General features: G+C 72.9%; 18 protein-coding genes and 1 tRNA gene. 3 read left to right on the top strand and 16 right to left on the bottom strand.

The features are described 5' to 3' along the window. Positions 1-74: 74 nt before the first annotated feature. The 11 genes from ABD067_RS06785 to ABD067_RS06735 all read right to left on the bottom strand — a co-directional run bounded on the left by ABD067_RS06785 (position 75) and on the right by ABD067_RS06735 (position 11,815). Positions 75-1,244: an acyl-CoA dehydrogenase family protein gene (locus ABD067_RS06785; RefSeq protein WP_343894444.1), complete on the bottom strand. Its 1,170-nt coding sequence runs from the start codon at positions 1,242-1,244 to the stop codon at positions 75-77. Between the two features lie 4 nt (positions 1,245-1,248). Continuing rightward, positions 1,249-2,028, bottom strand: a complete 780-nt coding sequence (locus ABD067_RS06780; protein ID WP_343894443.1) for an enoyl-CoA hydratase/isomerase family protein — start codon at positions 2,026-2,028, stop codon at positions 1,249-1,251. Further along, positions 2,025-3,101 (bottom strand): acyl-CoA dehydrogenase family protein, encoded by a 1,077-nt coding sequence (locus ABD067_RS06775; RefSeq protein ID WP_343894442.1) that lies wholly within the window; start codon positions 3,099-3,101, stop codon positions 2,025-2,027. Before ABD067_RS06775 ends, ABD067_RS06780 begins: the two co-directional genes overlap by 4 nt. Before the next feature lie 18 nt (positions 3,102-3,119). Then, the gene (locus tag ABD067_RS06770) at positions 3,120-3,764 is read right to left on the bottom strand and encodes a 3-oxoacid CoA-transferase subunit B (protein WP_343894441.1); all 645 of its coding nucleotides are present in this window, start codon (positions 3,762-3,764) and stop codon (positions 3,120-3,122) included. Between the two features lie 42 nt (positions 3,765-3,806). Then, on the bottom strand, positions 3,807-4,490 hold the full coding sequence (locus ABD067_RS06765; RefSeq protein ID WP_343894440.1) for a 3-oxoacid CoA-transferase subunit A: 684 nt from the start codon (positions 4,488-4,490) through the stop codon (positions 3,807-3,809). Further along, positions 4,487-5,293 (bottom strand): isocitrate lyase/PEP mutase family protein, encoded by an 807-nt coding sequence (locus tag ABD067_RS06760; protein ID WP_343894439.1) that lies wholly within the window; start codon positions 5,291-5,293, stop codon positions 4,487-4,489. Before ABD067_RS06760 ends, ABD067_RS06765 begins: the two co-directional genes overlap by 4 nt. Then, a complete protein-coding gene (locus tag ABD067_RS06755; RefSeq protein WP_343894438.1) occupies positions 5,290-6,153 on the bottom strand; it encodes a MaoC family dehydratase in 864 nt (287 codons plus the stop codon). The genes ABD067_RS06760 and ABD067_RS06755 overlap by 4 nt, the downstream gene beginning before the upstream one ends. A 1-nt stretch (position 6,154) precedes the next feature. Beyond that, the gene (locus tag ABD067_RS06750) at positions 6,155-8,290 is read right to left on the bottom strand and encodes an acetate--CoA ligase family protein (protein WP_343894437.1); all 2,136 of its coding nucleotides are present in this window, start codon (positions 8,288-8,290) and stop codon (positions 6,155-6,157) included. 105 nt (positions 8,291-8,395) lie between these two features. After that, positions 8,396-9,826: a transglycosylase SLT domain-containing protein gene (locus tag ABD067_RS06745; RefSeq protein ID WP_343894436.1), complete on the bottom strand. Its 1,431-nt coding sequence runs from the start codon at positions 9,824-9,826 to the stop codon at positions 8,396-8,398. Positions 9,827-9,993: 167 nt separating this feature from the next. Next, entirely contained in the window at positions 9,994-10,956 is a 963-nt protein-coding gene (locus ABD067_RS06740) for a tetratricopeptide repeat protein (protein WP_343894435.1), read from the bottom strand. A gap of 13 nt (positions 10,957-10,969) precedes the next feature. Continuing rightward, on the bottom strand, positions 10,970-11,815 hold the full coding sequence (locus tag ABD067_RS06735; protein WP_343894434.1) for a hypothetical protein: 846 nt from the start codon (positions 11,813-11,815) through the stop codon (positions 10,970-10,972). Positions 11,816-11,939: 124 nt separating this feature from the next. On the opposite strand from ABD067_RS06735, the gene ABD067_RS06730 reads away from it, so the two are divergent. Beyond that, positions 11,940-12,794 carry an ABC transporter permease gene (locus ABD067_RS06730; protein ID WP_343894433.1) on the top strand — a complete coding sequence of 285 codons (855 nt, stop codon included), beginning with the start codon at positions 11,940-11,942 and terminating at the stop codon, positions 12,792-12,794. Positions 12,795-12,799: 5 nt separating this feature from the next. Then, complete coding sequence (locus ABD067_RS06725) at positions 12,800-13,561, top strand: ABC transporter ATP-binding protein (RefSeq protein WP_343894432.1); 762 nt, start codon at positions 12,800-12,802, stop codon at positions 13,559-13,561. A 170-nt stretch (positions 13,562-13,731) separates the two neighbouring features. Here ABD067_RS06725 and ABD067_RS06720 read toward each other — a convergent pair. The 4 genes from ABD067_RS06720 to ABD067_RS06705 form a co-directional block, all read right to left on the bottom strand. Beyond that, positions 13,732-13,806 (bottom strand) — tRNA-Gly (locus ABD067_RS06720). 71 nt (positions 13,807-13,877) lie between these two features. Further along, positions 13,878-14,939, bottom strand: a complete 1,062-nt coding sequence (locus ABD067_RS06715) for a zinc-dependent alcohol dehydrogenase family protein (RefSeq protein WP_343894431.1) — start codon at positions 14,937-14,939, stop codon at positions 13,878-13,880. Positions 14,940-14,982: 43 nt separating this feature from the next. Further along, positions 14,983-16,713 carry an FAD-dependent oxidoreductase gene (locus ABD067_RS06710; RefSeq protein WP_343894430.1) on the bottom strand — a complete coding sequence of 577 codons (1,731 nt, stop codon included), beginning with the start codon at positions 16,711-16,713 and terminating at the stop codon, positions 14,983-14,985. A gap of 19 nt (positions 16,714-16,732) precedes the next feature. After that, positions 16,733-17,680 (bottom strand): pirin family protein, encoded by a 948-nt coding sequence (locus ABD067_RS06705; RefSeq protein WP_343894429.1) that lies wholly within the window; start codon positions 17,678-17,680, stop codon positions 16,733-16,735. Positions 17,681-18,522: 842 nt separating this feature from the next. Here ABD067_RS06705 and ABD067_RS06700 point away from each other — a divergent pair. Then, a complete protein-coding gene (locus ABD067_RS06700; protein ID WP_343894428.1) occupies positions 18,523-19,665 on the top strand; it encodes a TRAP transporter substrate-binding protein in 1,143 nt (380 codons plus the stop codon). A gap of 21 nt (positions 19,666-19,686) precedes the next feature. Here the strand turns inward: ABD067_RS06700 and ABD067_RS06695 are convergent, their stop codons facing one another. Continuing rightward, positions 19,687-20,640 carry an SDR family NAD(P)-dependent oxidoreductase gene (locus ABD067_RS06695; RefSeq protein WP_343894427.1) on the bottom strand — a complete coding sequence of 318 codons (954 nt, stop codon included), beginning with the start codon at positions 20,638-20,640 and terminating at the stop codon, positions 19,687-19,689. Positions 20,641-20,725 lie beyond the last annotated feature (85 nt).

Here is a 20,725-nt window from a genome sequence, read left to right as displayed (position 1 = left end):
CCCCGCCCCCGGCGGCGAAGCCCGAAGCCGGCCGCGCGTCGGGCGAACCGGCCGCCGCGGCCGAGTGACCGGGCCTAGCCCGGCAGGCCGAGCACGTTCTTGCTCAGGATGTTGCGCTGGATCTCGTTGGAGCCGCCGTAGATCGTCGCCGGGCGCGCCTGGATGAACAGGCCGCCGATGTTGAGGTCGCGGTTCCCTTCCATCGGCTCCAGCAACCCCGCGTTCTCGCCGCCGATCTCCAGCATGGTGTCGGTGATGCGCTGGAACAGCTCGGTCTGGATCACCTTCAGCATGGACACGTCGGGGCCGAGCGGCTCGCCGCGCTTCAGCTTCGCCACGTACACGCCGTAGAGCGCCTTCAGGTCCTCCAGGTCCAGCCGCAGCCGCGCGTAGCGGTCCCGGAAGTCCGCGTCGTCCCACACGCCCATGCGCTCGGCGAGCATCCGCAGGCGCGACAGGGCGTAGGCGGACTGGCGCGGGGCGCCGATGAAGATGCGCTCGAAGCCGAGCAGCGCCTTCGCCATGTCCCAGCCTTTGTTGATCTGGCCGACCAGGTTCTCCTTCGGCACGCGGACGTTGTCGAAGAACACCTCGCAGAATTCGTCGTGCAACTCGATGTTGACGATGGGCCGCACGGTGATGCCCGGCGTCCGCATGTCCACCAGCAGGAAGGAGATGCCCTCCTGCTTCTTGGCCTGCTTGTCCGTCCGCACCAGCAGGAACATCCAGTTCGCATCGGTGGCGAGCGTGGTCCAGGTCTTCTGGCCGTTGACCACGTAGTGGTCGCCGTCCAGCACCGCCTCCGTCCGCAGCGCGGCGAGGTCGCTGCCGGCATTAGGTTCGGAGTAGCCCTGGCACCACACGTGCTCGCCGGTCAGGATCTTCGGCAGGAAGCGCTTCTTCTGCTCCTCCGTGCCGTAGCGGATCACCAGCGGCCCGAGCATGACGATGCCGTGGTCCGGGGTGCGGGCCACGCCGTAGCGCTCGTACTCCTCCGAAAGGATGATCTGCTTCGCCGGGGAGAGGCCGAGGCCGCCGTGCTCCTTCGGCCAGCCGGGGCAGAGCCAGCCCTTCTCGGCCAGCGTGTGGTACCAATGCTTGCACTCGTCCCAATGCAGGCGCTGCGGCGGGTTGCGGATCTCGTCCGGGTAGTTGTCGCGCAGGAACCGGCGCACGACCTGGCGGAACACCTCGTCGTCCAGCCCGTCCAGCTCCTGCGGCGGGGGCACCGCGATCGCGTCCATGGTGTCAGCCTCCCTTGAATTCCGGCTGGCGCTTGCCGAGGAAGGCGGCGCGGCCCTCGGCGAAATCCTCCGTCAGGAACAGCGTGGATTGGAAGTGGCGCTCCTGCTCCAGCGCGCGGTCCAGCCCTTCGCCCAGCATCTGCTTGGTCAGCGCCATCGGCCCCGGCGCCTGCTCCGCGAGGAAGCGCGCCTTCTCCATCGCCTTGTCCAGCGTGTGCCCCTTCGGCACCACATGGTCCACGAGGCCGATGCGCTCGGCGGCGGCCGCCGTCATCTGCTCGTGGTAGAGGAAGATCTGCCGCGCCCTCCCCTGTCCGACGCGGTGCGGCAGCGTGTGCGGCAGGCCGAGGTCGGCCATCAGCCCGATGCGCCCGAAGCCGGCGCCGAGCCGCGCGTCCTCCGCCGCCACGATGGTGTCGCAGGCGCAGGCGAGCGACAGGCCGGCGCCGACGCAGTAGCCCTCGATCGCCGCGACGACCGGCACGCCGCCCATCACCAGCAAGCGGATGAGCTGGTGCGACTGCCGCATCCGCTCGCGCCCTTCGAGCGGCGACTTCACGTCCATGCCGGAGATGTCGCCGCCGGAGCAGAAGTGGTCGCCCGCGCCGGTGACGACCACGGCGCGCACGCCGCGGTCCCCCTGCGCCCGTTCCAGCGCAGCGGTCAGCGCCGTGCGGAGCGGCATGGAAAGGGCGTTGCGCCGCGCCGGCTGGTCGAGCGTCAGCACCAGCACGGCGCCGCGCCGCTCCTCCAGCACGCGCATGATCGGGGCGTCGCTCGTCATTCGTCGCTCTCCGGAACGAGGGCCATGAAGCGGCGGCGGTGCAGCGCCGCGCTGCCGTACTGGTTGGCGAGCACCATCGCCTTCCTGAGGTACAGGCCGACGTCGTAATCGTCCGTGTAGCCGATGCCGCCCGAAAGCTGCACGCAGCCGCGCGTCACGGCCATGGAGGCTTCGGCGGCGCGGGCCTTGGCGCGCGAGACCACGGCCCGGCGCGCGTCGCCCGTGGCCCCGCCGTCGAGCGAGGCCGCGGCCGCCTCCACGCTGGCCCGCGTCAAGGCGATCTGCATGGACAGGTCGGCGGCGCGGTGCTGGAGCGCCTGGAAGGTGCCGATGACGCGGCCGAATTGCTGGCGCGTCTTGAGGTAGTCCACCGTCATGCCGAACGCGCGCTCCATCACGCCCAGCAGGTAGGCGCTGGTGGCGAGCGCCGCCTCGTCCAGCGCCGCGGCGAGCGCCGCCTCCGCGTCGCCCGCGACCTTCTCCGCCCCGCCGAGAGAAGGCCGCAGCGTGCCGACGTTGCCGCCGTCCTGCGTCCGCTCGACCGCCACGCCGGCGCCGGTGGCGGGCTGCGCGTAGAGCGCCAGCTTGCCGCCCTCGCGCACCGGAACCAGGAACAGGTCGGCGCCGGCCGCCATCGGCACGAAGCGCCGCGGCGCGTCCGCCGTGCCGGGCACGTCGAGGGTGTCCGCGCGCTCCTGCCACGCGGTCAGCACCACCATCTCGCCGGCCAGCGCCGCGTCGAGCGGCCCGGCGCCGCCCGTCGCCGCCAACAAGCCGGCCGAGAGGGCGCACGGGATCAGCGGCTCCGGCGCCAGCCCCCCGCCGAGCGCCTCCGCCAGCGCGCACGCCTCGCCCATGCCGAGGCCCGCGCCGCCCCGCCCCTCCGGCGCGCGCAGGCCGATCCAGCCCATCTCGCCCATCCGGCGCAGCGTTTCGCGGTCGAAGCCGGGGTCCTTGAAGCGCAGGTCGCGCACGCGCTTCAGGTCGCCGCCCGGGGGCGCGACCGCGGCGGCGCTGTCGCGGATCATGCGGATGGATTCGTCGCGTTCCGTGTCGTCCAGCGCGGCGCTCATGGCGGCTCTCTTCCCGGCTTAGGAGTCGAGGTGGAGGCGCGCGGCGCTGCGTTCCTGGAGCGTCCCGAAGTCCACCCCCGGCGCCATCTCCCGCACCACGAAGCCGCGTCCCGGCACCACGTCCAGCACCGCCAAGTTCGTGTAGACGCGCGTGACGCAGGCGAGGCCGGTGAGCGGGTAGCCGCAGCGCTCCACCAGCTTGGGCCGGCCGTCCTTGGTGGTGTGCTCCATCAGCACCCACAGCCGCTTGGCGCCGGCCGCGAGGTCCATCGCGCCGCCCACCGCCGGCGCGGTGTCGTTCTCGGAGGTGGCCCAGTTCGCCAGGTCGCCGTTCTCCGCCACCTCGAAGCCGCCGAGCACGCACAGGTCGATGTGGCCGCCGCGGATCATGGCGAAGCTGTCCGCGTGGCCGACGAAGGAGGCGCCGGGCATCAGGGTGATGTGCTGCTTGCCGGCGTTGATGAGCCACGGGTCTTCCTGCCCCTCGGGCGGCGCCGGCCCCATGCCGATGATGCCGTTCTCGGAGTGGAACACCACCTCGCGCTCGGCGGGCACGTGGTTCGCCACCAGCGTCGGGATGCCGATGCCGAGGTTGACGCACCAGCCTTCCGGTATGTCGTCGGCGGCGCGTCGGGCCATCTGGTCGCGGCTGAAGGGCTGCATCGTGTCGCGTCTCCTCCCCTCGGAAGCCCTACGCCCGCCGGCTCACCCCGTCCAGGGCGGCCCGCGGTCCACCTGCACGACGCGGTTCACGTACACGCCGGGGGTGTCGATCCGGTGCGGGCCGATCTCGCCCAGCTCGCGGATGTGCTGCACCTGCGCGACCGTCAGCTCCGCCGCGGTCGCCATCACCGGGTTGAAGTTCCCGCCTGAGCCCCTGTAAGCGAGGTTGCCCCAGCGGTCCGCTTCCCACGCCTCCACCAGCGCCACGTCGCCTTTCAGCGCGCGCTCCATCACGTAGCGCTTGCCATTGAACTCGCGCGTCTCCTTGCCCTGCTCCAGCAAGGTGCCGGCGGCTGTGGCGGTGTAGAAGGCCGGGATGCCCGCGGCGGCGGCGCGCATCCGCTCGGCGAGCGTGCCCTGCGGCACGATCTCCAGCTCGAGCTTGCCTTCGCGGTACAGCTCCTCGAACACCACCGAGCCCGCCGAGCGCGGGAAGGAGCAGACGACCTTCCGGACCCGCCCCAGCTCCATCAGCTTCGCCACGCCCACGCGGCCGGTGCCGGCGTTGTTCAGCACCGCGACGAGGTTCTTGGCGCCCTGCTCGATCAGGCCCTCGATCAGCGCGTCCGGCTGCCCGACGGAGCCGAACCCGCCGATCAGCACCACGGAGCCATCCTTCACGCCCTCCAGGGCCTCGGCGATGGAAGAGACTATCTTGTTGATCATGGCAGCAGCGCCGTCACCTCCGAGGCGGACACCGCCCCGCCCATGAACCCGAAATCGCCGGCCTTGAGCCGCTCCGCCGCCTGCACCAGCGCGCCCATGGCGTGCCGGTAGAGCGCTCCGCCCAGGCTGACCCGCTTCACGCCCGCCGCGCTCAACACGTCCAGCGGCACCGGCCCCGAGCGCGGGCCGAACACCACGTTCACCGGCTTCGGCGCCACCGCGCGCACCACCGCCTCGATCGCCGCCATGTCGGGCAGGCCGGGGGCGTAGAGCACGTCGGCGCCGCACTCGGCGAAGGCGGTGAGGCGGCGGATGGTGTCGTCCAGGTCCGGGCGGCCGTGGAGGAAGTTGTCGGTCCGGCCGGTGAGCAGGATGCGGCCCTTCGCGGCGCGCGCGGCGGCCCGCATCCGGCGCACCGCCTCGTCGAACTCGTGGATCGGGTCCGCGGGATCGGCGGTGGTGTCCTCGATGCCGAGGCCCGCAAGGCCGGCGGCGACCGCGGCCTCCACCGTTTCGGCGCAGTCCTCCGGCAAGGGGCCGAAGCCGTCCTCCAGGTCGCCGTTCACCGGCAGGCCGGTGAGGCGGGCGATCATCGCGGCGTTGTCCACGGCCTCCGCCCGGCTCACCGCCGCCGCGCCGTCCGGAAGCCCGAAGGCGAAGGCGATGCCGAGCGAAGTGGAGGCCAGCGCCGGGAAGCCCGCGCGCTTGAGCAGCACGGCGGAGGCGCCGTCCCACGGGTTCGGCATGACGAAGGCGCCGGGGCCTTCGTGCAGCGCCTTGAAGCGCTCGTAGGCCTCGCTCATGGCGTGGCGAACCGGAACAGGCCGTTGCTGACCACCATCTTGTCGCGCTCCACCACGCGGGCGCGGAAGGCCGCGCCGCCCTCCTCGCGCCAGATCTCGGTGCGGATGGTCTCGCCGGGGAACACCGGCGAGGAGAAGCGCAGCTCCATGCGGCCGAAGCGCGCCGTGTCGTAACCGCACAGGCCCCGCAGCAGCGCGTGGCAGACGGTGCCGAAGGTGCAGAGGCCATGCAGGATCGGCCGCGGAAAGCCGGCGTCGCGCGCCACGGCGGGGTCTATGTGCAACGGGTTGAGGTCGCTGTTCAGCCGGTAGATCAACGCCTGCTCCGGCCGCGTGGCGAGGTCGAACGTCACGTCGGGCACCCGCTCCGGCTCCGGATGCGGCCGCTTCACCGGGCCGGAAGGGCCGCCGAAGCCGCCATCGCCGCGCAGGAAGGAGGTGCTGGTGAGCGTCGCCAGCGCCTCGCCCGTCGCGGCGTCCACCACCTCGCGCTCCGAGTACATCAGCGCGCCCTTGCCCTCGCCGCGGTCCACCAGCCCGGTGACGCGGGAGCGGCCGATGACCTCGCCCTCCACTGGCAGCGGGCGGTGCAGCACCACCCCCTGCTCGCCGTGGAGGATCTGCTTCCAGGTGATGCCGGTGTCCTCGTTCCGCGACCAGAAGCCCGGCGCGGCGAGCACCACCGGCATGGAAGGCATGGCTTTCAGCCGCGGCTCGTACAGGAAGTCGAGCTGCCGCTCGTCCATCGGGTCCTGCCCGAGCCCGATGGAGAAGTTGTAGAGCGCCACGTCCTGCCAACGCAGCGTCTGGCGCACCTCGGGTATCGGGTAGTTCAGCAGCTTCTCGTAATCGATCGGCATGTCAGCCCGCCTCCTCCGCCGCGACCTCGACCACGGCGTCCGCCGCGTAGCAGCCTTGGCCCGCCGGCAGCACCAGCATCGGGTTCACGTCCACCGAAAGCAGGCGCGGCCCGGCCGAAACGGCGAAAGCGGAGAGCGCCGACAGCGCGCGGGCCAGCGCCGGCACGTCGGCGCGCGGGCGCCCGCGCACGCCGTCCAGCAACGGGAAGCCGCGGAGGGAGCGGATCATGCGCTCGGCTTCCTCCGGGCCGAAGGGGCAGCGCCGGAAGCTGACGTCCTTCAGCACCTCGATGAAAATGCCGCCCAGGCCCACCATCGCCACCGGCCCGAACACCGGGTCGCGGATGACGCCGAGCGCCATCTCCACCGCGCCCTTGATCTGCTTGGCGACCAGCACGCCCTCGATCCGCGCCGCCGGCGCGTGGTGGCGGGCGCGGTCCACCAGCGTGGCGAAGCCGTGCCGCACCGCTTCCGCGTCCGCCACGTCCAGCAGCACGCCGCCCATCTCGCTCTTGTGGAGGATGTCGGGCGAGAGGATCTTCATCACCACCGGGTAGCCGATGGCCGAAGCCGCCGCGACCGCCGCCTCGCTGTCCGGCGCCGCGTGCTCCGGCACCGGCGGCACGCCGGCGGCGCCGAGCAGCGCCTTCGCCACCGCCTCCGAAGGCGTGTGCGGCGGCAGCGCCACCACCGGCGCCGCGGGCGGGGGAGGGGGCTCCGGCGCGGCGAAGGCGGCGCCGAAGCGGCCCATCGCCTCGATCGCGTTCACCGCCCGCGCCGGGTCCTCGAACACCAGCCAGCCGTCCGCCTCGTACTCGCGCACCTTGTTCGGCGCGAGCATGGACATCACCCAGAGCCGGTCCGGGTACTTCGCGCGCACCTCGCGCATCTGCCGATGCAGGACCGGCCCGACGCTGCTGCCCGCCGCCACCTGCGACCAGAAGGCGAGGATGGAGGGGTAGCCGCCGTCCCTCGCCACGCTTTCCGTGAACTCGGTGATGAGCGGCAGGTTGTTCGTCACCTGGGCGGTGCAGTCCACCGGGTTGCGCGGCGCGCAGAACGGCACCAGTTCGCGCAGCCGCGCCTGCGCCTCTTCCGGCATCGGCGGCATCGCCAGCCCCGCCGCCTCCGCCGCGTCCGAGATCAGCACGCCGGCGCCGCCCGAAACGGTGAGGACGCCGAGCGTGTTGCGCGCGGGATAGATGCGCTTGGCGGCGGCGTAGGCGAAGTCCAACATCTCCTCCGTGGTCCGAGCCCGCACCACGCCGAACTCGTCCAGCACCGCCTGCGTCACCGCGTCGTCGCCGGCGATGGAAGCCGTGTGCGATTGCGCCGCCTGCCCGCCGAGCCTGGAGCGGCCGACCTTCATCATCACGATCGGCTTGCGGTTGCGCCGCGCGAGGTCGAGGGCGGCGATGAAACCGGCGCTCTCCCGGATGCCCTCGGCGTAGGCGCAGATCACCTCCACCTCCGGCGCCTGCGCCATCCAGCCGAGCACGTCGCCGAGCGCCACCTCGGCCTCGTTGCCGGTGGTGATGCACACCTCCGTGCCGAGGCCGCGGTCGAGAGCGGCGGCGAAGACGTGGGTGCCGTAGGCGCCGGATTGCGAGGCGATGCCGATGCGCCCCGGTATGGGCCAGCCCTTCTCGAAGCTCGCGGAGAAGGTGCCGTAAAAGGCGATGGTCGCGTTGAACACGCCGAGGCAATTCGGCCCGAGCATCCGGATGCCGTGCTTCTTCGCCACGGCGGTCAGCCGGTCCTGCGCCGCCTGCCCCGCCTCGTCCACCTCGGCGAAGCCCGCGGTGAAGACGATGGCGGCGCGGCAGCCCTTCTCGCCCAGCGCGTCGAGCGCCTGGATCGCCAACTCACCGGGGACGGCGACGATGCCGAGGTCGGGCGCTTCCGGCAGGTCCGGCACGGCGGCGTAGGCGGTTAGACCCTGGACCGCCTTGCGCTTCGGGTTAACCGGGTAGATGGCGCCCTTGAACCCCCGCGCCTTCATGTAGGCGATGGGCCGGCCGCCGATGCGCGCCGGCTCGTCCGAGGCGCCGATCAGCGCGACCGAGCGCGGCCGCACCAGCGCGTCGAGCGACGCGAAATCCTTTGGCGACGCGGCGGCAGCGGCCTCGGCCCGCATGGCGTTCCCCTTCCCGTTCCCCGCAAGGTGCGGGAGGCCGGGGAGGGGGGCAAGGGGCCGGCGGGCCCCAGGGCCGGCGCGGCCCTCCGGCCGCGCCGGCGAAGGTCAGCCCTGGGCGCTGGGCGAGAGCACCATGCAGCCGCCGCGGCCGCGCAGCTTGCCGCACACCTGCTCCGCCGTGGACTGCGAAAGCCCGGTGACGCGCGCCCGGTACAGCGTGTTGCGGCCCTGCGACACCGGCACCACCACCACACGGCCGGCGGAGGCGCCGCCCCGCGCGGTGTTCGCGGCGCTGCGGGCGAGGTTCTCGCTGGCGAAGGCGCCCACCTGCACCGCCCAGCCGCCCGTCGCGGGCTCCTTGGCGGAGGGGCGCGGCGCGTTCGGCTGCGTGGCGGCGTAGGCCGAGCCGATCAGGCCCAGGCCCTTCCGGCCGCTCGGCTGCTGCGGCGGCGGAGCGTTGATGTTGGCGAGCACCGCCGCGGTGCGCGCCGTGGTGTCGGGCGCGGCGCGGCGCGGCTCGGGAGCCGCTTGGCGCACCGGCGCGGCGGCGAAGGCCGGCGGCGTCGGCACGGCCGCTTCCCGCGCCAGGTAGGTGGAGCCGTCCGGGATCGGTTCCATTCGGACGATTGGGCCGGAGGTCGAGCCGTCGGGGATCGGGTCCATCCTGACCACCGGGCCGGACACCGGCGTCTGGTACAGGGACGCGACCTGCACCGGCGGCGGCAAGGGCGCGGATTCGGCGGCGTAGGTGGAGCCGTCCGGAATCGGCTCCATGCGGACCACCGGGCCGGCCGGGAGCTGCGCCACCTGGATGCCGGGCTGCTGCGCGTTCCGCTGCTCGCGGAGCGCCAGCATGGTCGCCGTGTCCATCCGGCGCGGGCCGGCCGGGATGCTGAGCGGGATCTCGGCGGCGGCGTAGATCTCGGGCGCCGCCCGGCGGTTCGGGCTGTGGCCCACGATGTTCGGGCCGATGCGGGCGACGTAGTTGCGCGTCTCGCCCGGCAGGCCGCGGCTGCTCCAGAGGTAGTCCTCCAGCCGTCGCGGGCCGGCGTTGTAGGCGGCGAGGAAGGCCGGCGAGCCGTAGAGGTCGTACATCTCGCGGATGTAGGCGGTGCCGGCCATGATGCTGTCGTAGGGGTGGTACGGGTCTTCGCCGAGGCCGTAGCGGGAGCGCAACTCCGCGTAGGTGCCGGGCATCACCTGCATCAAGCCCATGGCGCCGACCGGGCTGGTGGCGCTGACGCGACCGCCGGATTCCTGGCGCATGACCTCGCGCACCCAGCGCTCCGGCACGTCGAAGCGGCGGGACGCGTCGCGGATCCAGGGCCCCCAAGGGTCGTGGGCCGGGCCGGGCGCGGCGTAGGAGGCGGGGCGGTTGTAGTGGCCGCTGTGCGTCACGACGCCGCCGCGGGAGGACGTCTTCTGCGCCGGCTGGCCGCCACAGGCGGCGAGCAGCGCCGCCAAGGAAAGCGCGGCACCGGCGGCGCCGAGACGGCGAAGCGGCGCCGTGGTCCGAATCCGAGTCCCGTGGGGCATGGCCCGCGCACTCCGTCAGGTCTGGCGTTGTCGGTTTCCCGAAGCCTGCCCCCCTGCCGCCGTCCCCACGGCGAACCCAGGCTGCCCCGAAAGACCTGGCGGACACGCGTCCACCAGCGGAAAGTCTTACATGACTGTCACTTGAAAGCGCAATAGTCGATGCGCTGTCAATACCACCCGTAATGACCGGGATGCCCGTAGGGCCGCCACCAATAGCCGGCGTAAGGGGCGGACCCCCAATACCCGGCGGTGTAGGGCGAAAGCAGCCGGAAGCGCCGCACGTAGTCCCGGTCCGCCGCCACCGCGCGGTCGAGGTCGGCCAGCAGGCGTTGCGATTCGCGGTCCCCCTGGCTGGCGGCGCTGGCGAGCCAAGTGCGCGCCTCCTGGAAATCCTGGCCCATGGTGTCGAGGCCGGTGAGGTAGAGCTGCCCCACCGCGCGCTGCGCCGGCACGTGGCCGTTGGTCGCGGCCTGGCGCATCCACTTCAACGCCTCGTGGAGCTGCCGCGGCACGCCTTCGCCCCGGTAGTGCATGAGGCCGAGGTTGTATTGCGCCTCCGGTACGCCGTTCTCGGCCGCCACGGTGAACCAGCGCGCGGCTTCGGCGGCGTCGCGCGGCACGCCGCCCCGCCCTTCGCGGTACTGTGTGCCGAGCAGCGCGGCCGCCTCCGCCACCCCGGCGTCGGCCGCGGCGGTCTTGAGTTCCAGGCTCCGCGCCCGGTTCGCGCCGGAGACGTCGAGCATCTGGGCCAGCCGGAATCGCGCCCAGGGGTGCCCGGCCTCAGCCGCGCGCTCGAAGTGGCGGGTGGCGAGGCGCGGGTCGCGCGGGGCGCCGGCCAAGCCCTGCTGGTGGACGAGGCCCAGGCGGTAGGCGGCGCGCCGGTCGCCCGCCTCCTCGGCGGCGCGCAATTCGCCGAGGTCCTCGCCGCGGTAGGCGTCCGGGTCCTGCTGCCGCTCGCCCCTGCGATTCGCCTCTTCCGGCCGGAAGGTGGCGGATGCGGTCGGCCGGACCTCGCAAGGCCGGCCCTCCTCGCACACCCGCACGGCATCGCCCAGGACCGCGCCCGGCGGCGGCCGCGGAGCGCAGGCCGCCGCGGCCGCGAGCGCCAAGAGGAGCGGGGCGGGGCGCACGCCCGCGAAGGCCTCAGTTCACCCGCAGCAGGCCGCCGGTGCCGGAGCCGCCGCGGACGGATTGGGCGCGGTAGCTGCGGGTGGCGACCACCAGCTTGTTGTAGGCGTCCACGAAGGCCGCGACCGTCGCCTGGCCCTGCGGCGTGCGGGTGAAGCCGCCCATCCCCCCGCCGAGCGCCGTGCCGCCGCCGATGCCGAGGCCGGCGAGGCTCGCGCCGAGGTTGGTCGCCGTGGAACTGCCCTCCGACGCGGCGATCTGCACGCCGCTCCGGATGTCCACCAGGGACATCGTGACGTTGGTGCTGTTGGACCGCAGCGCGCCGCCGAGGGCGCCGGCGGCCAAGCCGCCCCAGCGACCGCCGGCGAGCCCGCCGAGGCCGCCGAGCCCGCCGGTCAGCCCGCTCGTCGTGTCGCCGGCGAAGAGGATGGCGGGTTCCAGATAGTAATCGGCGGCGACGCGCTGGCCGCGCTGCTGGTTGGAGCCGGCGCGGAACTCGCCGCTGTTGCGCTGGTACTGGGTGATGCCGGCAATCCGGCCTTCCATCCGCTGGTTGCCCAGCGAGGTGATGATGAAGCAGTTGGACTGCTGCACCACGAGCCGGACCATCGGCTCGATCGACGTGACCTGCGTCCGGCTGTAGAAAGGGCCCCACCAGTATTGGTTGCGGCCGTCGTCCACCGCCAGCGTGCCGAGCGGCTCGCTGCACCGCTGGAGGGAGTCGACGGCGTTGACGCTGGTGCTGCCGGCCGCGGCGCCCGTCACCGGTCCGCTGCCGGTGCCTTGCGAGAGGCCGTTGCAGCCGGCCAATGCCAGGGCGGCGGCGAGGGCGCCACCATGCTTCAAGCACGAAATCGACACCCGAAACGCCTCCCGTGCGGTCGCAGCCGGATTGTACCTCGGGCGTATCACGGGGGCCGGAAGCCGGGCAAGGCGGAGGGGCCTGCGGTGGCAACGGCGGCGGCCGCGGGGTATAGGCGCGGCCATGCTGCAGTCCACGATCGCGCCGTCGCCGTCGCAGACCGTCCTCTACGTCGCCGACGCGGCCAGGCCCCGGCGCCTGGAACGCGCGCTGGAAGACATCTCCACCGGCTTCGCCCGTTGGCGCTTGGCCGCGGCCCTGGCCCGGCTCGACATCCGCAACCGCTACCGCGGCTCGGTGCTCGGGCCGTTTTGGCTGTCGCTTTCCACCGCCGTCATGGTGGTGGCGCTCGGGCTGCTCTACTCGACGCTGTTCACCCTGCCGCTCGGCGAGTACCTGCCCTACCTGTCGGTGGGCCTCATCGTTTGGGGGCTGATCAACCAAACCGTCACCGACGCTTGCGAAAGCCTGATCTCCGCCGAGGGCATCATCCGCCAACTGCCGCTGCCCTACACCGTGCATGCGCTGCGCTGCGTGTTCCGCAACGCCGCCGTGGCGGCGCACAGCCTGCCCTTGATCCTGGTGGTGTTCGCCGTGTTCGGGCACCTGCCGGGGCCCGAGGCGCTGCTGGCGTTCGCGGGCCTGGCGCTGGTGGGGGCGAACGCCTTCGCCCTGTCGATCGTGCTGGGCATGGTCTGCGCCCGCTTCCGCGACATCCCGCCCATCGTCGGCAGCGTGCTCCAACTCGCCTTCTTCATGTCGCCGGTGCTGTGGAAGCCGGAGTTGCTGGGCGACCGGCGGGTCTGGCTGCCGCTCAACCCCTTTTACACGCTCATGGAGACGGTGCGCGGGCCGCTGGTGGAGGGCGGCGCCCCGGGGGTGGTCTGGCTCTCCGCGATCGCCTTCACCCTGCTCACCTGCGCCTCGGCTTTCGCGTTCTTCGTCCGCTTCCGCGGGCGCATCGCCTTCTGGGTCTAGCCGCCGTGCCGCGCATCCGGGCCGAAGACCTGGCCATCGAATTCCCGCTCTACCACGTCGGCGCGCGGTCGCTGAAGAAGCGGCTGCTGGCGCGCACGCCGCTCCGGCTGAAGCAGGACGAGAGCAACCGCGTGGTGGTGGCGGCGCTGCGCGGGCTCTCCTTCGGGATCGACCGCGGCGAACGTGTGGCGCTGGTGGGCGGCAACGGCGCCGGCAAGACCACGCTGCTGCGCACGCTGGCCGGCATCTACGACCCGGTCGCCGGGCGGCTGGAGGTGGAGGGCAGCGTCGGCTCGCTCATCGACCCCGCCGCCGGCATGGACCAGTCCTCCACCGGGCGCGAGAACATCCTGCTGCGGGCGCTGTACCGCGGCATGGACGACGCCGAGGCGGAGGAGATGGCCGACGAGGTCGGGCGGTTCAGCGGCCTCGGCGAGTTCCTCGACGTGCCGGTGCGCAGCTATTCCGCGGGCATGCAGGTGCGGCTCTCCTTCGCCATGGCCACCGTGATCGCGCCCGAGGTGCTGCTGATGGACGAGTGGCTGCTGGCCGGCGACGCCGACTTCATGCAGCGCGCCAAGGAGCGGTTGGTGGAACTGGTGCAGGGCGCCGACATCCTGGTGCTGGCCACCCACGACCTGGCCGTGGTGCGCGAATGGTGCACGCGCGCGATCCGCCTCGAAGGCGGGCGCATCGTGGCGGACGGGCCGGTGGCGGAGGTGGTGGACGGGATGGCGCGCGGGGCGCCGGTGCCGGCGGAGGGGTAGAGGAGCGTCCCGTCGCCGGCTCGGAAGCCTGACCTTCCTCGAAGGTCATTCGCGCCGACGGAAGCGAACGGCGGAAGCCCCACCGTGATCCCCACGGCCCCCTACCGGCCGCGAACGAGCAACCGGGGCAGATGCGCCGCCGTGGAAGCGGTGAGCAGCGATTGGCGCGATGGAGCGGGCGAAGGGATTCGAACCCTCGACCCCGACCTTGGCAAGGTCGTGCTCTACCCCTGAGCTACGCCCGCGCTCCGGCGAGGGGAGGGTGTCTACCAGAACCCTCCCGGATTGCAACCCCTTCGTGGTGCCGCCGCCGCCGTCAGTTCGGCAGTATCACCCCTTTGCCCGAGCTTTGCGCGTCGAACAGCCGGTACGCCTCTTCCGCCTGTTCCAGCTTCCAGCGGTGGGTGAACAGCCGGTCCACGTCGATGCCGCGGTCGGCGATGTAGCGGGCGCATTCCGCCTGCCCCACGGTGGAGAAGGTCCAGGAGCCGATCAGCGTCACCTGCCGGCGCAGGAGGTCGTTGCTGACGTCGAGCGTCACGGTGTCGCCCTCGCCCACGAAGCAGGCCTTGCCCCAGGTGCGGACGCAGCGCACGGCCTGCGTCCGCGCTTCCGGCGAGGAGGAGGCGTCGAGCGAGAGGTGCGCGCCGAGCCCGTGCGTCAGGTCGCGGATGGCGCCCACTACGTCCGGGGTCTCCTTCGGGTTGATGAGCGCCTCGGCGCCGAACTCCTTCGCCCGCGCCAGCCGATCGGCGCTGGTGTCGAGCGCGATCACCCGCGCGCCCATGGCGGCGGCGAGCTGGGTCGCCGACAGGCCCACCGGCCCCTGGCCGAAGACGGCGATCACGTGGTCGCCTTGGAGGCCGAGCCGTTGCAGCGCGCCCCAGGCGGTGCCGGTGCCGCAGGAGATGGCGGCGCCCGTCTCGAAGGAGAGTTCCTCCGGCAAGGGCACGAGGGTGCGCGCCGGGCAGCGCATGTAGCGCGCGTGGGCGCCGTGGCCGGTGGCGCCGTACACCTCCTCCACGCCCTCGACGCAGAGCTGCATCCAGCCGGTGGAGCAGTGCGGGCACACGCCGCAGCCGCGGTAGTGGTGCTGCATGGCGCGCATGCCGACGCGCGCCATCTTGGGCGAGACGTTGCTTCCCACCGCCGCCACCACGCCGCAGGGCTCGTGGCCGCGGATCAACGGGCCTTGCAGGCCCTTGCTGAAGCCGAGCGCGGCGGCGCCGCCGCCCGGGGAGGCACGGTAGTATTTGAGGTCGCTGCCGCACATGCCGGAGGCCCGGATCTCCAGCACCACGTCGTCCGGCCCCGGCGCGGGGTCGGGGAAGTCCATCAACTCCAGCTTCCGGTCGCCCAGGAACACCACGCCCTTCATGCCGGCTTCCTCCCCATGCTCTTGGGGGGCAGGCTAGGCCGGGTCACGCGTCCCCCGCCAGCACCTGATGCACGGAGGAGACCACCACCGAGCCCTCGCCGACCGAGGAGGCGACGCGCTTGACCGAGCCGGCGCGCACGTCGCCCACCGCGAAGATGCCGGGGCGGCTGGTTTCCAGGAGGTGCGGCGCCCGGCCGCTCCAGCGCGGGTCGCCGTCCTCGCCGGCAGCGCCCACGCGGACGAAGCCGTTGCCGTCCAGCGCCACGCCGCAGCCGTCCAGCCAATCCGTGTTGGGCACGGCGCCCAGCATGAGGAACAGGTTGGAGACGGGGCGGGTTTCCTCCGCGCCGGTGCGGCGGTTGCGCCACGTCACCCGCTCCAGGTGCCGCTCCCCGTCCAGCCCGACGACCTCCGTGTGGGTGTGGAGGGTGATGCGGTCGGAGGCCTCGATCCGGCCGACCAGGTAGTCCGACATGCTGGCGGCCAAGCCTTCGCCGCGGACCAGGATGTGGACGTGGCTGGCGAAGCGGGACAGGTACACCGCCGCTTGGCCGGCGGAGTTGCCGCCGCCCACCACCGCGGCCTCCTCCCGCTCGCACAAGGCCGCCTCGATGGCGGTGGCGGCATAGTGGATGCCGTTGCCGCCCTCGAAGCGGTCGGCGTTCTCCAGGTGGTCGAGCCGGCGGTAGCGGGCGCCGGTGGCGATCACCACCGCCTTGGCCCGCACCTCGGAGCCGTTGTCGAGCGTCAGCGCGTAGGGCCGCCGGTCGCAATCCAGGCGCGCCACGGTGCGCGGCACGGCGATGCGGGCGCCGAATTTCTGCGCCTGCACCTGCGCCCGCCCGGCGAGCGCCTGGCCGGAGATGCCGGTCGGGAAGCCGAGGTAGTTCTCGATCTTGGAGGAGGTCCCGGCCTGCCCGCCGGGCGCTTCCGCTTCCAGCACCAGGGTCCGCAGGCCCTCCGAGGCGGCGTAGACCGCGGAGGCGAGGCCGGACGGGCCGGCGCCGACCACCGCCACGTCGAACACGGCGCCGGGCTCGATCTCCTCCGAGATGCCGAGGCAGTCCGCGACTTCGGCGTTGGTCGGGTTGCTGAGGGCGCGGTGCGGGCCGCAGACCACCACCGGCAGGTCGTCCTCGCCGAAGCCGCTGGCCTCCAACGCCGCCTGCGCCGCCGCTTCGTCCTGCTCCAAATCCAGCACACGCAAGGGGTAGCCGTTGCGGGACAGGAAGCGTTGCAGGCGCAACCCGTGCCCGACGCTGCCGGACCGCGACGTTATCAGCGTCACGGCGCCCTGGGCGTGTTGCATCAGGCCGACGCGCCGCAGGATGAAGGCGCGCATGATGGTCTCGGCGATGTCCGGCTCGGCCGTCAGCAGGCGGCGGAACTGGGCGCGGTTCATCCGCGCCACCCGCCCGTTCCCGCCCATGCGGCCGCCGACCAGGATGTCCCGGTCGTTGAACAGGTCCAGCTCGCCGGTGAACTGGTGCTTGCCGTGGACGGTGAAGACGTTGGGCTGGCCGTCCGGGCCGTCGTCGTAGATCTCGATGTTGCCTTCGAGGACGAGGAAGAAGTCCACCGTCCGGTCGCCGCGCGAGAACAGCACCCGGCCCTTGGGCAGGTCCTGGATGCGGCCGAAGGCCTTGGCGCGGGCCACCTGCTCGTCCGTCAGGCGCGGGAAGGTCTGCGCCTGCCGCTCGTAGGGGTCCGAGGGGTTCGCTGCGGCGGTGGCGGCCGGGCCGGCCATGTTCTGGAGGATTGCCGCTTCGCTCATGCCGTCCGGCTCCTGGGGCTCACGGGTGGTCGGCGACGGTGGGCTTGGCGGGCTCCGGCAGCGGGATGAATTCGCTGTCGTTCGGCACGGCGTCGAAGCGGCCGGCGGACCAGTCGGCCTTGGCTTGCTCGATGCGCTCGGGGCGGGAAGAGACGAAGTTCCACCAGATGTGCCGCGGCCCGTCCATCGGGTCGCCGCCGAGCAGCATCACCCGCGCCGGGCCGTCCGCCGCGCGCAGGGTGATGCGGTCGCCGGGGCGGAAGACCAGGAGCTGACCGGGGCCGAAGCGGTCGCCCGCGATCTCCACCGTGCCGGAGACGGTGTAGAGGGCGCGCTCCTCGTAGAGCGCGTCGAGCGGCGCGCTGGCGCCGGCGGCGAGCTGGAGGTCCGCCTGGAACATCGCCATGGGCGCCCGCACGGGCGAGCGGGCGCCCATCGCTTCGCCGGCGATGAGGCGCAGCGAAACGCCGGTGTCGGACAAAAGGGGCAGCTCGTCGGCGCCGTGGTGGACGAAGGCTGGGTCGCCCTCCTCGTGGGCGCGGGGCAGGGCGACCCAGGCCTGGATGCCGGAGAGGAGCTGCGGCGCCTTGCGCGCTTCGGCGGCGGAGCGCTCGGAATGGGCGATGCCGCGGCCGGCGGTCATCAGGTTCAGCGCGCCGGGGCTGATGGCGATCTCGGTGCCCAGGCTGTCGCGGTGCATGATCTCGCCGTCGAACAGGTAGGTGGCGGTGGCGAGGCCGATGTGCGGGTGCGGGCGGACGTCGATGCCCTTGCCGATGGCGAACTGCGCCGGGCCCATCTGGTCCCAGAAGATGAAGGGGCCGACCATCTGCCGCCGCGCGGAGGGCAGGGCGCGGCGCACCTCGAAGCCGCCGAGGTCGCGGGCGCGGGGGACGATGACCGTCTCGATGGCGTCGCAGGCGAGCTTGTCGCCAAGCGCGGGGTCGTCGGCGGGTTGCCAGCTCATGGGCGCCTCTTTTGTCGGGGGACGGCGGGCAAGGTGGGGGCGGGGCGGCCGGCGGGGAAGGCCCGGGCGGATGGCGGGGGGCGTCCGCCGCGGTTCCCGGCGGTCGGGCGCTTGGAGCGGGCGGCCTGCGGCCCGCCGGTGCAGCGCGCGCGAGGGGCATGGCTGTCGCTTCGCGCGCCGGCGCCGGGGCCAGGGCGCTTTCGGACGAATGGGGCGCGGCGGCGGAGGGCGCCGATGTCCGGGTGCCGGGCCGTGCGGTCGGTCGCCGACCCGGGCGTTCGCTTGCGGCGAGTTGCTTGCGGCGGTTCGGACCGGGTGTCGGCGCTCCGGCCGGCGGCGTTTTGCACGGTTCGGACGAATGGCCGGGCCACGGTTGTCGGGCAGGCGGCGCTCCGGCCGGCGGCGTTTTGCGTGATTCGGACAAATGCCGGCTCGGCCGCGGGCGGTCATGCCTCCTCCGGATGGGCGGGTTACGGCTTGAGGGGGCTTGCTCGCCCGCACGGCGTGGGCGAAGGCGTCGGAGGCATCCACGGGGAATGCCATCTCCTCGGCGCGGAGGGGGATCGGCGGGCCGCGGTGGAGGGCCGGGGAGGGCTGCACCAACGAGGCCATGCTTGCACCTGTTCCACCTTGTCGTGGCGCCGCCGGCGATCGGCCGAGCACCGAACTAAGGAATATAATCCTTTCTTGAGTCAAAACGCAAGGTTCGGCGCCGCTCGGTGGTGTCTCATGTGTGGACGGCCCAGGGGTCGTTTTTGACCCTGGCACGGGAAGCCCTACCGTCGCGGCGCTTGAGCGGCGACGCCCTCGGGACGAGGCGCGGCCGCGGCGGGGAGATGTCCATGGAAGAAACGACGAAAGCCGCGCTGAGCGGCGGCCGGCGCGGCGCGCTGAAGGCGGCGGCGGTGGGCGCGGCGGGGTTGGCCGTGCTGGCGGCGCCGAACGTGTCGCGGGCGCAGACCACGGCGCTGCGGTTCCAATCCACCTGGCCGAGCCGCGACATCCAGCAGGAGTTCGCCCAGGACTACGTGGACCGCGTGAACCGCATGGGCGGGGGGCGGCTGAAATTGGACCTGCTGGCCGCCGGCGCGGTGGTGGGCGCGTTCCAACTGCTCGACGCGGTGTCTGCCGGCACGCTGGACGGCGGGCACGGCGTTTCGGCCTATTGGTTCGGCAAGAACAAGGCGTTCAGCCTGTTCGGCACCGCGCCGCCCTGGTTCGGCGACGCCAACCAGTTGCTCGCCTGGTTCTACCACGGCGGCGGCGAGGCGCTGTACAAGGAGCTGATGGGCGACATCGTCCGCGCCAATGCGGTCGGTTTCCTGGCGTGCCCCATCCCGACGCAGCCGCTGGGCTGGTTCAAGCAGCCGATCGAGCGGGCCGAGCAGTTCCGCGGGATGAAGTACCGCACGGTGGGCCTCGCGGCGGACCTCTTCACCGAGATGGGGGCGGCCGTGGTGTCCCTGCCGGGCGGCGAGGTGGTGCCGGCGCTGGAGCGCGGCGTGATCGACGGCGCGGAGTTCAGCAACCCGACCTCCGACCGCGTCTTCGGCTTCCCGGACGTCGCCAAGAACTACATGATCCAGAGCTACCACCAACGGACCGAGTGCTACGAAATCCTGTTCAACAAGCCGAAGTTCGAGGCCCTGCCGGCGGAGTTGCAAGCGGTGCTGCGCCACTCCGCCGAGGCGGCCTCCGCCGACATGAGCTGGAAGGTGCTGGAGCGCTTCCCGAAGGACATGGCGGCGCTCGCGCAGTCCGGCGTCAACGTGCGCCCGACGCCGCGGCCGGTGCTGGACGCGCAGTTGGCGGCCTGGAACAAGGTGCTCGAACGCATGGAGGGCGACAATTCCTCGCCCGCCGCCGGGCCGTTCTTCAAGAAGGTCTGCGACAGCCAGCGCGATTGGTGCCGGCGCGTGGGCAACTTCGTGCTGCGCTACGAGGCGAGCCAAGCGGTGGCGTACAACCACTTCTTCGGGCGGTAGCGGCTTGGCGGCGGCGCGGCGTCACGCCGCGCTCGCCGCCGGACGGGCCTCGGCGATGCCACACAAGGCCAAGCTCGTCCGGTGCAGGTCGTCCTGCGCGTCCTTGCGGCGGCTCAGCTCCGAGGTCGGCGTTTGGCGGAGCCGGAAGTCGAAGTGCAGGCCCGTGCCCGGCGCGAGCCCCGGCTCGGACAGGAGGCGGGCCAGCGCCGCGCCCGACCGCGCCGGGGAGCTGACGCCCGGCACGGCCTGGCCGACGAGCGGCATGACGTGGGACCAGGCGAACCGCTCCGTGGCCGAGAGGTCGCGGGCCAGGCCCGTGCCGGGCGTCAAGCCGGGGTCGAAGGCGAGAAAGCGCGCGGCCGAGGCCGGCACGCGCGCCGCCATGGCATAGGCGAAGAGGATGGCGCACAGCTTGGAGGTGGCGTAGCGGTCCATGCCCTGCTGCTTTTCCGGCGCGGACGGGTCGAGTTCGCCGCGCGCGACGGCTTCCGCGCCCGGGAAGATGCCGCCGCGGAAGCCGAAGCGCCGCGCCAGTCGGTCGGCCGGGTCGTGCGTGCCGCTCGCGGTGCCGACCACGGCCGCGCCCGGCGCGAGCAGGTCGAGCAGCTCGTAGACGAGCAGGAAGTGGCCGAGGTGGTTGGTGGCGAAGGTCAGCTCGTGCCCGTCGGGGGAGCGTCGGGGCGGCCCGACGAGTTGGAGGCCGGCGTTGCAGGCGATGCCCGACAGGCGCGCGCCCCCGCGGCCGAGGTGGCGGCGCGCTTCGGCGGCGAAGGCGCGCACGGAGGCGAGGGAGCCGACGTCGAGGTCCAGCACGGTCAGCCGCTCGGGCGGCACGGCGGCGCGCAGGGCCGACGCGGCGGGGTTCCGCGCGCCCGCCAGGACGCGGCGGCGCCCGTCCCGCGCCAGGGCGCGCGCGGCTTCCAGGCCGAGGCCGGACGTGGCCCCGGTGATGAGATATGTCCCGCTGTCCCGCACCGCCCGCCCTCCGTCAGCACCGCTTTGGAGGTGGCGCCGGCGGCGCCGTTGTGCGATTCGCTTTCCCGGCCATGAGCGCGACCGG

This window comes from Craurococcus roseus (assembly GCF_039523795.1).
In the GTDB taxonomy this organism is placed as follows: Bacteria; Pseudomonadota; Alphaproteobacteria; order Acetobacterales; family Acetobacteraceae; genus Craurococcus; species Craurococcus roseus.
Note: the sequence above shows the minus strand (reverse complement) of the source record. Positions and strands in the feature narration are given on the sequence as shown.

What these genes read in the sequence shown, in the direction of transcription:
- ABD067_RS06785 (WP_343894444.1), bottom strand. Translation starts at nt 1,244, where the DNA reads ATGGACGCGATCGCGGTGCCCCCGCCGCAGGAGCTGGACGGGCTGGAC.
- ABD067_RS06780 (WP_343894443.1), bottom strand. Translation starts at nt 2,028, where the DNA reads ATGACGAGCGACGCCCCGATCATGCGCGTGCTGGAGGAGCGGCGCGGC.
- ABD067_RS06775 (WP_343894442.1), bottom strand. Translation starts at nt 3,101, where the DNA reads ATGAGCGCCGCGCTGGACGACACGGAACGCGACGAATCCATCCGCATG.
- ABD067_RS06770 (WP_343894441.1), bottom strand. Translation starts at nt 3,764, where the DNA reads ATGCAGCCCTTCAGCCGCGACCAGATGGCCCGACGCGCCGCCGACGAC.
- ABD067_RS06765 (WP_343894440.1), bottom strand. Translation starts at nt 4,490, where the DNA reads ATGATCAACAAGATAGTCTCTTCCATCGCCGAGGCCCTGGAGGGCGTG.
- ABD067_RS06760 (WP_343894439.1), bottom strand. Translation starts at nt 5,293, where the DNA reads ATGAGCGAGGCCTACGAGCGCTTCAAGGCGCTGCACGAAGGCCCCGGC.
- ABD067_RS06755 (WP_343894438.1), bottom strand. Translation starts at nt 6,153, where the DNA reads ATGCCGATCGATTACGAGAAGCTGCTGAACTACCCGATACCCGAGGTG.
- ABD067_RS06750 (WP_343894437.1), bottom strand. Translation starts at nt 8,290, where the DNA reads ATGCGGGCCGAGGCCGCTGCCGCCGCGTCGCCAAAGGATTTCGCGTCG.
- ABD067_RS06745 (WP_343894436.1), bottom strand. Translation starts at nt 9,826, where the DNA reads ATGCCCCACGGGACTCGGATTCGGACCACGGCGCCGCTTCGCCGTCTC.
- ABD067_RS06730 (WP_343894433.1), top strand. Translation starts at nt 11,940, where the DNA reads ATGCTGCAGTCCACGATCGCGCCGTCGCCGTCGCAGACCGTCCTCTAC.
- ABD067_RS06715 (WP_343894431.1), bottom strand. Translation starts at nt 14,939, where the DNA reads ATGAAGGGCGTGGTGTTCCTGGGCGACCGGAAGCTGGAGTTGATGGAC.
- ABD067_RS06710 (WP_343894430.1), bottom strand. Translation starts at nt 16,713, where the DNA reads ATGAGCGAAGCGGCAATCCTCCAGAACATGGCCGGCCCGGCCGCCACC.
- ABD067_RS06705 (WP_343894429.1), bottom strand. Translation starts at nt 17,680, where the DNA reads ATGAGCTGGCAACCCGCCGACGACCCCGCGCTTGGCGACAAGCTCGCC.
- ABD067_RS06700 (WP_343894428.1), top strand. Translation starts at nt 18,523, where the DNA reads ATGGAAGAAACGACGAAAGCCGCGCTGAGCGGCGGCCGGCGCGGCGCG.